At 29.8% G+C, this 13,388-nt stretch carries 13 protein-coding genes; 8 read left to right on the top strand and 5 right to left on the bottom strand.

Annotated features, from left to right (window positions below; genetic code table 11):
- Positions 1-52 precede the first annotated feature (52 nt).
- From ACWYN7_RS09440 to ACWYN7_RS09430, 3 genes are read left to right on the top strand one after another with little or no spacing between them, the layout of a single operon-like run.
- Complete coding sequence (locus ACWYN7_RS09440; protein ID WP_462859673.1) at positions 53-385, top strand: YtxH domain-containing protein; 333 nt, start codon at positions 53-55, stop codon at positions 383-385.
- Positions 386-388: 3 nt separating this feature from the next.
- The gene (locus tag ACWYN7_RS09435) at positions 389-748 is read left to right on the top strand and encodes a hypothetical protein (protein ID WP_462859672.1); all 360 of its coding nucleotides are present in this window, start codon (positions 389-391) and stop codon (positions 746-748) included.
- A gap of 7 nt (positions 749-755) precedes the next feature.
- Positions 756-956 carry a hypothetical protein gene (locus ACWYN7_RS09430; protein WP_462859671.1) on the top strand — a complete coding sequence of 67 codons (201 nt, stop codon included), beginning with the start codon at positions 756-758 and terminating at the stop codon, positions 954-956.
- Positions 957-1,028: 72 nt separating this feature from the next.
- Here ACWYN7_RS09430 and ACWYN7_RS09425 read toward each other — a convergent pair whose 3' ends face one another.
- The gene (locus ACWYN7_RS09425; protein ID WP_462859670.1) at positions 1,029-2,057 is read right to left on the bottom strand and encodes a helix-turn-helix domain-containing protein; all 1,029 of its coding nucleotides are present in this window, start codon (positions 2,055-2,057) and stop codon (positions 1,029-1,031) included.
- Positions 2,058-2,311: 254 nt separating this feature from the next.
- On the opposite strand from ACWYN7_RS09425, the gene ACWYN7_RS09420 reads away from it, so the two are divergent.
- On the top strand, positions 2,312-2,473 hold the full coding sequence (locus ACWYN7_RS09420; protein ID WP_215993626.1) for a DUF1328 family protein: 162 nt from the start codon (positions 2,312-2,314) through the stop codon (positions 2,471-2,473).
- Positions 2,474-2,615: 142 nt separating this feature from the next.
- Here the strand turns inward: ACWYN7_RS09420 and ACWYN7_RS09415 are convergent, their stop codons facing one another.
- From ACWYN7_RS09415 to ACWYN7_RS09400, 4 genes are all read right to left on the bottom strand, one after another.
- The gene (locus tag ACWYN7_RS09415; RefSeq protein ID WP_462859669.1) at positions 2,616-5,003 is read right to left on the bottom strand and encodes a sodium-translocating pyrophosphatase; all 2,388 of its coding nucleotides are present in this window, start codon (positions 5,001-5,003) and stop codon (positions 2,616-2,618) included.
- A 287-nt stretch (positions 5,004-5,290) separates the two neighbouring features.
- Entirely contained in the window at positions 5,291-5,824 is a 534-nt protein-coding gene (locus ACWYN7_RS09410) for an inorganic diphosphatase (protein ID WP_462859668.1), read from the bottom strand.
- Positions 5,825-5,945: 121 nt separating this feature from the next.
- Positions 5,946-8,456, bottom strand: coding sequence for a DUF5686 family protein (locus tag ACWYN7_RS09405; protein ID WP_462859667.1), 2,511 nt, complete (start codon positions 8,454-8,456; stop codon positions 5,946-5,948).
- A gap of 142 nt (positions 8,457-8,598) precedes the next feature.
- Positions 8,599-9,576: a pyruvate dehydrogenase complex E1 component subunit beta gene (locus ACWYN7_RS09400; protein ID WP_462859666.1), complete on the bottom strand. Its 978-nt coding sequence runs from the start codon at positions 9,574-9,576 to the stop codon at positions 8,599-8,601.
- 259 nt (positions 9,577-9,835) lie between these two features.
- Here ACWYN7_RS09400 and ACWYN7_RS09395 point away from each other — a divergent pair, with 259 nt between their 5' ends.
- From ACWYN7_RS09395 to ACWYN7_RS09380, 4 genes are all read left to right on the top strand, one after another.
- Positions 9,836-10,609, top strand: a complete 774-nt coding sequence (locus ACWYN7_RS09395; protein ID WP_462859665.1) for a polysaccharide lyase family 7 protein — start codon at positions 9,836-9,838, stop codon at positions 10,607-10,609.
- Positions 10,610-10,756: 147 nt separating this feature from the next.
- Positions 10,757-11,503: an electron transfer flavoprotein subunit beta/FixA family protein gene (locus ACWYN7_RS09390; RefSeq protein ID WP_462859664.1), complete on the top strand. Its 747-nt coding sequence runs from the start codon at positions 10,757-10,759 to the stop codon at positions 11,501-11,503.
- 124 nt (positions 11,504-11,627) lie between these two features.
- Entirely contained in the window at positions 11,628-12,584 is a 957-nt protein-coding gene (locus ACWYN7_RS09385; RefSeq protein WP_462859663.1) for an electron transfer flavoprotein subunit alpha/FixB family protein, read from the top strand.
- 187 nt (positions 12,585-12,771) lie between these two features.
- The gene (locus ACWYN7_RS09380) at positions 12,772-13,383 is read left to right on the top strand and encodes a bifunctional nuclease family protein (protein ID WP_462859662.1); all 612 of its coding nucleotides are present in this window, start codon (positions 12,772-12,774) and stop codon (positions 13,381-13,383) included.
- The last annotated feature ends 5 nt before the right edge of the window (positions 13,384-13,388 follow it).

Genomic DNA, 13,388 nt, shown 5'->3' with positions numbered 1-13,388 from the left:
ATAGCTAGTAATAATGCAAACAAGTTAAGTTTAACCATTAAAAAAATATAAGATGAGTAATAGTAGTAACACATTAATCGGGATATTAGCAGGTACAGCAATTGGAGCAACATTAGGAATATTATTTGCGCCAGATAAAGGAACCAAAACAAGAAAGAAAATAGCTGATGAGGCTATAAATGTAAAAGACATTATTGCAGATACTGCCATCGATTTAAAAGAAAGAGCAACCAATACTTTAGAGAATCAAAAAGAAACGTTAGATGTACAATTAGAAAAGGTGGTTTCTAATGTAAGCCATAAAACAGAAGATGTAATTACAACTTTAGAAAATAAATTGAAAGATTTAAAAGAGAAGAATAAAAAATTACAAAAAACAGCCTAGTTTATGAACATTTTAGAAGCTTTTAAAAGTAATTCTGAAGAGGGTGCAGATGTTGGTAAAAAGTACATCACTACTGCTTATAAGTATGGTAAATTGAAAACATTTCAGATTTTAACCTATTCTTTAAGTGCAATTTGTAAACTCTTTTTTATAGGTAGTTTATTATCTGTAGGATTTATTTTTTTATTGATTGCTGGTGCCATTTCTATAGGAAATTATCTTAATAATATTTCTTTAGGATACTTAATTATCGGGCTTCTATTAACTTTTATAGGTTTAATAGTTTATATGCTAAGAAAAAGAATAATCGATAAAATAATTATAAGCGAAATGTCTAATCAATTTTTCGATTCAAATAAATAAAACCATTATGAAAACATACACTTCTTTTCTAGAAATTGAAAAAGACTTAAGAAAGTTAGAACTTGAAAAAGATATTGCTAAAGAAGAACTAAAAATTGTGAAACATAATTTTGAAAGTATTCTAGAACCTATAAACTGGATAAATTCAATACTAAGAACCATAAGTAAATATGGTATTATGTTGCTTATAAAGAAAATGTTAAAATAAGTAGTAAATTTTTTTAATAGTGGTTGGTTGATTGAAAGCCTTGGTATTTTTATAAATATCAAGGCTTTTTTATTATACTAATACTACTTTTAGTTTTTTTTTAAATTGATTTGGAGTAATGTTATATTTCTCTTTAAATATCTTAGAAAAATAACTTCTACTACTAAAACCAATACTGTAAACAATTTGCGAAATGTTTAAATCGCTATTTTTTAACATCTCTCTTGCAGATTCTAAACGTACATGTCTAATGTATTCTGTAACTGTTCTGTTATACAAAAACTTAAAACCTTCTTGCAGTTTTGCTTGGGTTAAACCAGATTTAAACGAAAGCTGACTTAACGTATAAGGTTTTGCAGGGTTTTTTAAAATATCATTTCCAATTTTACGAACCAATTTTAAATCGCTTTTACTAATAGATTCTGGTAAAGATTCGCCTGCTAAAAGTCGGTTGTGTTGCTGTATATGTAAAGATAGAATTTCGTAAATTTTTGCTTCAATTTTTAAAATTCTAAGCATTCCTTTAGCGTTTATATTAAGCATTTTTTTGATTAATTCTGCCATTTTAAGGTCTAAAGTACCATAGCTAGAAAATCGATTGTCATGATCTGTATCTACAAAAACTTCGTATAATTTCTGATTTAAAGTAGAAACATTCGTAGTTCTTTTCTTTAAGAAATATTTTCTAACAATTTGTATCACATTAATTTTTAGGGTTTCGCCTTTCGGAAAAATAATATCATTATAACCACCATCTTTATTGGTGTAAATTAAAGATTGAAATTGATTTACTTCTTTAATACTATTATGAATACCAAATTTATGTTTTAAACTACCTACTAAAGGATAAATAAAACGAATTGGATTAAATTCTTCATTTGATTGAGTATGAATAAAAATTTCTTTATGAAATTTTATATCGAAATCTATTAAGTGTACGCCCCAATCAAAAGGGATATATCTAATGCTACCAATGGCATTTTCATTATTAACTCTTAACACAAATTCGCTCCAACGTTCAGTAATTTCTCCTCCAATAGCATCTTGTAGTTGTTCTAAAAAATCTTTAGGACCATCTGGAATAATTTCAATATGTAACATATTTATTATAAAAATTATTGATTATTAATAGAACTCTATTATTTTTTTTAGTAAATGTACTTTAAAATTTGGTTTAAATTCTTTAAAATATTTATAATTTTTTGATATGAGTTAAAATCTAAACCTCATGCACTAAGAACTAGCACATAGTATAGATACCTTTGAAGTGTAAGAAAAAGTTATGAAATACTTTAAGGATGTAAAGCATTTAGCATCTATAAATGAAATAAATGCTCACTTAAAAAAAATATATTATGTTACGTTGGACAATCACATTTGTAGTAATCGCTTTAATTGCAGGAGTTTTAGGATTTGGAGGAATTGCAGGAGCAGCAGCAGGAATCGCAAAAATTTTATTCTTTGTATTTTTAGTTTTATTTGTTATATCATTAATTAGAGGTAGAACTGTTAGATAGATACAAGTTTTTATATAGTTAACAACTATCCAAATTATAGGCAATTATTAGCCAAACAATAAAAAAAGCACTTTTTAAATAATTATTTAAAAAGTGCTTTTACAATTGAACTTTTCCCTTTTTCAAAAAGTCTTGGGAAGTATTATTCTTTCTTTTCTACAATAATCTCTACATCTTCTGTAGCTTCTTTTTTGTTTTTAGAAACATTTACAGAAATTATTTTACCAGCTTCTTTTGCTTTTTGTTCAATTTCTTCAACAGTGCCTTCTATTTTTTGTACATCCTCAGTAATAACACCATTTACAGTTTTTGTAGTTGTAATAGTTGCTTGTGCTAAATCACCAGAAGTACTTTTAATTTCTACTTTTACTTCTTTTTTAGTGTTGTAATCAGATACATCTGCACTATTCATTGCAATACTTGGTGCAATAACAAGAGCAACCACAGACATTAATTTTAAAAGAATGTTTAAAGAAGGTCCAGAAGTATCTTTAAAAGGATCTCCAACAGTATCACCTACAACAGCAGCTTTATGATCTTCAGTTCCTTTTCTGCCTTGTTCTTCAATAGTTTTCTTTGCATTGTCCCATGCTCCACCTGCATTCGATTGAAAAATTGCCATTAACACTCCACAAGTAGTTACACCAGCTAATAAACCACCTAACATTTCAGCACCACCAATAAAACCTATGGCAACAGGTACAGCAATGGCTAATAAACCTGGTAAAACCATTTCTTTAATAGATGCTTTTGTAGAAATGGCTACACATTTATCAAATTCAGCAACACCATCTGCAGCATCAAAAATAGCTCTTTGCTCAGCAGTTGCTTTTGTCATATCAGAATCTACAGCTCTCATTACTTCTAAAGCAGCTTTTAACTTCGGAATATCTCTAAACTGTCTACGCACTTCTTCTATCATTGCCATTGCAGCTCTACCCACAGCATTCATAGATAAAGCAGAAAATACAAATGGTAACATACCACCAATTAATAAACCTGCCATAATTTTTGGTTGAGAAACGTCTATAGCAATTACACCAGCAGTTTTCATAAATGCAGCAAATAAAGCTAATGCAGTTAATGCTGCAGAAGCAATTGCAAACCCTTTACCAACAGCTGCAGTGGTATTACCAACAGCATCTAACTTATCTGTACGTTCTCTAACTTCGCTTGGCAATTCTGCCATTTCTGCAATTCCACCAGCATTATCACAAATAGGTCCATAAGCATCTACAGCTAATTGAATACCTGTGTTGGCTAACATACCTACTGCAGCAATTGCAATACCATATAAACCAGCAAAATGATGCGAAAGAATAATGGCTGCTGCAATTAAAAGAATTGGAATAGCTGTAGACATCATACCAACACCTAAACCCGCAATAATATTTGTTGCAGCTCCAGTTTTAGATTGTTCAACAATAGATAGTACAGGTTTTTTACCTGTAGCCGTATAATATTCTGTTATTTTACCAACAGCTAAACCAGCAACTAAACCAGCAATGGTAGCCATAAATACACCCCAAGAACCAAAAGGTAAACCTTCTACAGCTTCCGGAATTAAAGCGTTAATGATAAAATAAGAAGCTACAATCATTAAACCAGCAGAACCAAACTCACCAATATTTAAAGCGGTTTGTGGATTTCCTCCATCTTTTACTCTTACAAAAAATGATCCTAAAATAGACATCAATATTCCTACTGCACCAAGTACTAAAGGTAAATACACAGCACCAAGACCATTTAAATCTGGTGTTATGATAAATGCACCTAAAACCATGGTACCAATAATAGAACCTACATAAGATTCAAATAAATCTGCACCCATACCAGCCACATCACCTACATTATCACCTACATTATCTGCAATAGTTGCAGGGTTTAAAGGATGATCTTCTGGAATACCAGCTTCTACTTTACCAACTAAATCTGCACCAACATCTGCAGCTTTTGTATAAATACCACCACCAACTCTAGCAAATAATGCTATAGATGAAGCACCCAGAGAAAAACCAGAAAGTACATTTAGTACAAGAGTTAAGTTTTCAGCTCCTGGCCACATTAATTGATAGATAATAAATAAAGCACTTAAACCTAAGATTCCTAAACCTACAACACCTAAGCCCATAACTGCACCACCTGCAAAAGCAACTTCTAGAGCTCTTCCTAAAGAGGTTCTTGCGGCTTGTGTAGTTCTTACATTAGCTTTAGTAGCAACTTTCATTCCTATAAAGCCTGCTAAAGCAGAACAAATTGCTCCAATAATAAATGATACTGCTACCATTCCGTTAGAACCCACTTCGTTAGATCCTTTAAAGAATAATAGGATAGCTACTGCTATCACAAAAATTGCCAGAACTTTATATTCGGCTTTAAGAAAAGACATTGCACCTTCTGCAATATTTTTGGCTATTCTTTTCATTCGATCATCACCTTGATCTTGCTTAGAAACCCAAGCACTTTTAAAGAACACAAACGCTAAGGCTAAAACACCAAAAAGCGGTAAAAATTTAACTACTGTTTCCATATTAGTTAGTTGATATTAATAAATTATTTTTAAACGATGGTAAAAGTAATAAAATTAAATTGATAAAAAAAGAGTATATTGTTTAAAGAATATACATTGAAAATACTGATAAATTATTATATTGTTAAAACTATGACTTATGTCAGCTTTTTTATGAATAGTATTGAATTTTGATATCTAAGTAAAAATTAATATAAATTATATCTATATAATTGGTGTTTTTTAAAAATTGAGCAAAAAAAAACACCTTAATATTTAAGGTGTTTTTTAATAATTTTTATCCGTTATTAAATGGTAAAAGTTCTTTTTTTCTTATGTTCACTTTCATCATAACGTTTTACACATTCATGATAAATGTTAATTGCAGCTTCTGCATTTCCCCAACCACCAGTATCTACTTTTTTCTTTTCTAAATCTTTATAAACTTGAAAAAAATGTTCAATTTCTTTTAATCTATGAGGATTAATATCTGCAATATCTGTTTTTTTACTCCAAATAGGATCAGATACAGGCACACAAATTACTTTTTCATCTGGTCCTTTTTCATCGGTCATATAAAAAACACCAATTGGTCTAACCTCCATAACAACCATTGGGTAAGTTGGTTGATGACCCAATACTAAAACATCTAATGGATCTGAATCTAAAGCTAACGTTTCTGGAATAAATCCATAATCACCTGGATACATCATAGACGAAAATAACATTCTATCAAAACGAATTTTATGTAATGTAAAATCGTATTCATATTTATTTCTACTTCCTTTAGGGATTTCTATTAACACATCGAAGGTTACTGCAGGTTTTTGTTCTTTACTCATTAATATCTTTTTAAATTTAACTTATTACAAACATAACGAATAAAGAGGTTTTATCAATTGTTTTTAGATTATAAATTACGCAATGGTTATAGTGTGATTTAATTTAGCCAATAGAAGTAACCTAAAATTTAAATCGAATACCTGCTGTAATTCCGAAGTTTCTAACCTCTGGAGCTTCTAAATAGTTGCCTCTAAAATTAAAATCTACACGCAATAATTTAAAGATGTTAGATACCCCAATACTGTACTCATAATAAGGTTCTGCATCTGGAGCTATTAACGGAATTTCAAATTCATTTCCTGTTGTATTTAATGCTCTATTTTGGTCTGATAAGCTACCCCAAAATGTTTTAAAGCCAATAATAGTTCTTAAGTTGGCTTTTTTTAACAAAGGAATTCTCGAAAATAATCGACCATTAAAATTGTGTTCTAAATGAAAAGCAGCATAAGTGTCTGATACAAATTCATAGAAATCTAACAAATTAAATGTGTTTTCATACATAAAATAAGTTTGATTTCCTGGAGCTACGCTCAATAAAGATAATGGGACTGAACCATAAGTTTTACCAGTTTCTAAAGAAGTGGTTAATCTACCAAAACCACCTATTTTCCATAGTCTGTAAAATGAAAATTGAACTTTGGTATAATCAAAATCGCTGTTAAACAGGTTTTTATCTCCTTTGGTAATTTGTGCATAAAACTTTGTAAAATAAGGATTAGCAAATTCTCTATGCACTCCATAACCCGACATTTTTCTACCAGGATAAAAACCTGCAGCAAAAATAGTTTCAAATTGATTGGTTTGTGATGCAATACCTGTTTCTGATTCAGAATCGTTATAATCTAAACTAAATGTACTAGATGCAGAACGAAGTGTTTTGTAATTTGCAGATAATTTAAATTCTATATTTGGTATTGGTTCTAAACCTAATGTAAAACTAGTTAAGTTTAACTTGGTAAGCTTGTCATTTGTTCCAGTACCTACTAAAGAAGATGATCCATCACTTTGCCCTAAAACATTTGATGCAGCTGTTAAAGAAGTACCAATTTGTTCTACATCGTCTCTTTTACCTAAAGAAATGGTGAATCTGTTTTTTTTATTTAAAAGCCATTTGGCTTGCACTCCATATTTAAATTTTTGATCTCTTAAACCATAAGCGCCATAACCTTCTACCCGAAACAAATCGTTAGACGTTTTAAAGGTTCTACCACCAGCTCTAATACGTAAACCTTCTACATCATTATAACCAAAAGTAGAAAAAATAGGTCCGTAATCGAAGTTTAAAGATTCTATTAAAAAATATCTAGAATAGATGGATTGCCCAACTTTATTTATGGTTTGAAATTTTTTAACCGTTTTTAAAGTGTCTATTAACTGATAAATTCCTTGTTCATTTTTGTTTAAATCTTCAAATCTATTTTTATCCCAAAAACTTCTGGGTTTATTATAAAGAGAATCACTCCCTATATTGTATACTTTTTTATCGTAAAAATCTTTGTCTGTGATAGGTTTATTAAAAACATAATCTTTGTAAATGGTAGTTTTTTTACCATAAACTCCTCTAGATTTTTCTTTTTTAGAAAGTGAAAAATCAGATAAAAAATAATCTTTTTTAAGTACAAAAATAGAGTCGTTTAACAAATCATATTCTTGCTCTATATAAACATCTTTTACCCAGTTGATGTTTGCATTTTTTACAACTTGTAAATTAATTTTTTTTATGGCAAATGTGGTATCACTTACCCAAAAGTCTCCTTTAAAAGTGAGTTCGTTTTTTCTTCTAGGATAGTACACTAGGTTGTAACTCCATTTTTTATTTATAAAAGCACTGTCTGCCAAGTAATAATTATAGTTGCTAATTCCGGTTTTAGATAATGGACTAACAAAGCTTTTGTCAAATATTTTTATATAATTGTCGTAGATATTATAATCTGCATATAAATCATCTATATAAGCAATTAGTTCTTGATTGTTGCTAAAACCCGAGTTTTGGTTCGCTATTAAAATATCTTTTTCTTTTTGTAAAATATTGTCTCCATATACTTCTGATAAAGATTCGTTTAAGAAAACTGGTAGATAACTTTTGCCTGTAATGTTCGAGGTATCTACATCATCAAAAATAAATTCTAAATTTTTAAAGATTCTTTTTTCTTTTAATTTATCATCTATTGTATTTAAATCAAATTCTACTTTTTGATATTTTTTATATTGATATTGATTAAAATGTTTTAATCCGTTTTTACGTTTTTGCGCCCAAATTTTTCTAAGAATAGCTATGGCAGGATTATTTTTTTTGGGTTGTTTACCTGTAACTATGGTTATTTCACTAAGAGCTTCTTGTTCTTCTTCTAACGTAAGAATTAAATTAAACTGAATGTTCTTCTCTAATTTGTATTCTAAAGTTTTATAGCCAATAAAAGATAGGCTGATGTATTGCCAAGTTTTATCAGATTCTAAATAGAATGCACCATTATCATCACTTGTAGTGCCTTCAGTAGATCCTTTAAATTGTATGTTACAATAAGGTATTGGCTCTTTGTTAGTGTCTACTACAATTCCTTTAATTTTTGTTTGTGCTAAAAATGAGGTGTTTAGCAGAATTGTAAAGAGTAAAATAAATTTAATTTTCATGTACTTTTAAAAGATCAAAAGAACAAATAAAGAAACGGTTTTTTCTTTATAAAAAGTTAAAAAAAGAATATAATTCACACTTAAAAAAAAAAGACCTTTTTTTTATAAAAAAGGTCTTTTAAAATACGATAATAAGTTTTTTTTAAAGGTATAAAACTTCTTTTACAGCTTTAACAACATCGTTAGAATTTGGTATCCATTTTTCTAATAAAACAGGAGAATAAGGAGCAGGTGTATCTGCAGTAGTTATTCTTTTTATAGGAGCATCTAAATAATCGAATGCTTCGTCTTGAATTCTATATGTAATTTCTGATGCAACACTTGCAAATGGCCAAGCTTCTTCTAAAACTACTAATCTATTTGTCTTTTTTACTGATGTAATAATTGCTGCATGATCCATTGGTCTTACAGTTCTTAAATCAATAATTTCTACAGAGATATTTTCTTTAGCTAATTCATCAGCAGCTTTGTAAGCTTCTTTAATTATTTTACCAAAAGAAACAATAGTAACATCTGTACCTTCTCTTTTAATATCTGCAACTCCAATTGGTATAATGTATTCTCCTTCAGGGATTTCCATTTTATCACCATACATTTGTTCAGATTCCATAAAAATTACTGGATCATCATCTCTAATTGCAGCTTTTAATAATCCTTTTGCATCATAAGGATTAGAAGGTACAATTACTTTTAAACCAGGTGTGTTTGCAAACCAGTTTTCAAAAGCTTGAGAGTGTGTTGCACCTAATTGACCTGCAGAAGCTGTTGGTCCTCTAAATACAATTGGGCAATTAAATTGGCCACCAGACATTTGTCTAATTTTAGCAGCGTTGTTAATTATTTGATCAATTCCAACTAAAGAGAAGTTAAAGGTCATATACTCAACAATAGGTCTGTTACCATTCATGGCAGAACCAATTGCAATACCTGCAAAACCAAGTTCAGCAATAGGAGTATCGATAACTCTTTTTTCGCCAAACTCATCTAACATTCCTTTACTAGCTTTGTAAGCACCATTGTATTCTGCTACTTCCTCACCCATTAAATAAATGCTTTCGTCTCTGCGCATTTCTTCGCTCATTGCTTCGCAAATAGCTTCTCTAAATTGAACTGTTTTCATTTGTTTTAATTAGTAGTTTATTTTTCCGAAACAAAAGTAAGAAATTTTGATGTAAACAAAACACTTCTTAGCGCTATAAATCTTTAGATTTTAAGATGTTTTCTACCTAAGTTAATTCAACAACTAGATTACTAAAAAAAAGAAGTCTTATTTATTTACTTAGATGAAAAATTAATTTAAAAATTTTGGTATGTATTTTGGTGTTGATATCACTTTACAATTAATTATATTTACTGATAAATTAAAATATTTAACTCCAATGAATAGATCAAGATCTTACTTGTCAATTACCTTTTTTCTATTAACGATTTTTTCAAGTTTTGGTCAAAATCAATCAGAAAAATCAAAATGTAATTTATGTGAAACTTTGCCAGGTAAAATTGCAGAATTTGAAGCTGCATTAACTGATGCTAAACTACATTATTATACAAACAAAGGTAAAACCAAATTAGACTTAAAAAAAGCAGAAGAAGTTTGTGATGCCAATTATTTTTATACGTGTAATAATTTAATGGTTTTAATCTCTTCAGGTCAAAAAAACGATAGAACAGAAATTAGACAAGATAAAAACTTGAGTTTAAATGAGTATAGTGCCATGTATTTTAAAGGTAAATTCGAAAAAGCACCAGATTCTAATGAAAGAAAAGGGGTTACTATTGGACAAATTCATAATGATACTAAAGGTGTTAAAAGACCACTTTTAAGAGTAGAAATTGCTGGTGGAAATGCAATTAAAGTAATTGTAACCGAAAGTTATATTAAAAATGAAGGGATAGTTACTAATGATTTTTTTACTGCTTTTAAAGATCAAGATGAAATAGAATGTAAAATTGAAATTAATGATGCTGATGATAAAGTTACAGTATTTGTAAACAATATAACTCAAGGCAAAAAAGAAAAGAAGTCGTATAAAGTAAGCGATCTTTGGAAAGAAATGGATGGTAATTTTTACTTTAAAGCAGGTGCATATACGCAAGTCTCTGGCCCTAAAACTAAAGTGAGTTATAGTAGGTTTCTGTTTATTTACGACTAAAGTTTCGCACAATAAAAATTATTTAAAATAGGCCTCAATTTTTAACGGAATTTCACTTTTTCAAAAAATTTATTATGCGTGCATAGTATTTTTTAAAAAAAAGACGTAGTTTTGTAACAGAGATAATTTAAACTAAAAATAGAATTTATGAAAATATTGGTATGTATTAGTCACGTTCCAGATACAACTTCAAAAATTAATTTTACTGAAAATGATACAAAGTTTGATACAAATGGAGTACAGTTTGTAATCAATCCTTATGATGAGTTTAGTTTAACAAGAGCAATGTGGTTTAAAGAAAAGCAAGGTGCAAGTGTAACTGTTGTTAATGTAGGTGGTGCATCTACAGAACCAACTTTACGTAAAGCTTTAGCTATTGGTGCAGACGATGCAATTCGTGTAAATATGGATGCTACAGATGGTTTGTCTGTTGCAAAACAACTGGCAGAAGTAGTTAAAAATGGTGATTACGATTTAGTTTTAGCAGGTAGAGAATCTATTGATTATAATGGAGGTATGGTTCCTGGTATGTTAGCAGCTTTGTTAGATTTCAATTTTGTAAATGGTTGTGTTGGTCTAGAAGTAGATGGAACTTCAGTTACAGCAACAAGAGAAATTGATGGAGGTAATGAAACATTAAGTACTTCTTTACCATTAGTAATAGGTGGCCAAAAAGGAATTGTAGAAGAAAAAGATTTACGTATACCAAATATGCGTGGTATTATGATGGCTCGTAAAAAACCTTTAAATGTAGTTGAGCCTGTTGCTGCAGAAAATGCAACATCAATAGAATCATTTGAAAAACCAGCACCAAAAGGAACCGTAAAATTAGTAGATGCAGATAATGTTGATGAGCTTATTAGCTTGTTACATAATGAAGCTAAAGTGATATAATCTTAGATTATATTATTCTGAGTTTGTTTCAGAATTTCTACAATGGGTTTTAACATCAAAATAAAAAAATAATTTTGTTAGTATAGTTGATAAAATAGTACTAACATTTAAAAACTTAAGATATATGTCAGTTTTAGTTTTTGCAGATTCAGCAGAAGGAAAATTCAAAAAAAGTGCTTTTGAAGTAGTTTCTTACGGAAAAAAAGTTGCTGAAGAATTGGGTAGTAATTTAGTTGCCTTAACCATAAATGCTAGTAATAACGAAGAATTATATACCTATGGTGCAGAAAAAGTAATTGCTGTTTCTAATGATGCTTTAGCAACTTTTAATGCAAAAAGTTATGCATCAGTAATTCAACAAGTTGCAGACGCACAAGGTTCATCAGTAGTTATTTTAGATTCTAGTATCGATACTTTATATGCAGCTCCAATTTTAGCAGTTGCCTTAGATGCTGGTTACGCATCAAATGTAGTTGCATTACCAAGTTCTACTAGCCCTTTTACTGTTAAAAGAAAAGCTTTTTCTAATAAAGGATTTAGTAATACAGTAATATCAACAGAAAATAAAATTATAGGCGTTGCAAAAAATTCTTATGGAGTTTTTGAAAATCCTGTAGAGGGTACAACAGAAACTTTTGAGGCAACCATTGCAGATTCAGGAGTAACATCAACAAAAATAGAAAGAGTTACAGGTAAAGTAACTATTGCAGATGCAGATATTGTGGTTTCTGCAGGTAGAGGTTTAAAAGGACCAGAAAATTGGGGAATGGTAGAAGAGTTGGCAGACGTTTTAGGTGCTGCAACAGCTTGTTCTAAGCCAGTTTCAGATTTGGGTTGGAGACCTCATGGAGAACACGTAGGGCAAACAGGTAAGCCAGTAGCCTCAAATTTATATATTGCTATTGGTATCTCTGGTGCCATTCAACATTTAGCAGGTATTAATGCATCAAAAGTAAAAGTAGTAATCAATACAGATCCAGAAGCACCTTTCTTTAAAGCTGCAGATTATGGTATTGTTGGCGATGCTTTTGAGGTTGTGCCTAAATTAATAGAGAAGCTCAAAGCTTTTAAGCAAGCTTAATTCAAATATTCAAACACAGTTTTTTAATTAAAACCTATTAGTTTAATACCTAATGGGTTTTTTCTTTTCAGTAAAAACTATTAAAATTAAAGGTGTAATCTATAATTTTTATTAAATTGTGCCCTCTAAAAAAGCAGGAAATAATATCTGTTTTATTGATGTTGCTTTTTAGATTTGTAGAAGATATATGAGTTTAATACTACTTACCATTAAAGGAATTTCTTACAGTCAAACCCAAAGTGGTGCATATGCACTAGTTTTGAGTGAAATGGAAGGAACAAGAACTTTACCTATTATTATAGGTGCTTTTGAAGCCCAATCTATAGCTATTGCTTTAGAAACAGAAATTCGCCCACCAAGACCATTAACACACGATTTATTTAAAACATTCTCAGATACGTTTTCGATTACTGTTAAAGAGGTTATCATTCATAAATTGGTAGATGGTGTTTTCTTTTCTAGCTTAATTTGTGAAAGAGAAGGAGTAGAAGAAGTAATAGACACAAGAACTTCGGATGCAATTGCAATTGCTGTTCGTTTTAATGCGCCAATTTATACTTATGAAAACATTTTAGATAAAGCAGGTATTTATCTAAAAGTAGAAGAAGAAATGGCTATTGAAAACAAGCAAGAATCTCAAGAAATTCCTATAGATTTTGAATTAGAAGCTTCTGATGATAAGAGCGATTTTTCCACCTTGTCTTTAAGTGAATTAAACAACCAATTAAACAATGCCGTTGATAATGAAAATTATGAATTGGCCGCAAAAATAAGAGACGAAATTAGTAAGCGTTCTTAAAATTT

It is taken from the genome of Polaribacter sp. M10, assembly GCF_054968445.1.
This window is presented reverse-complemented; position numbering and strand designations above follow the sequence as displayed.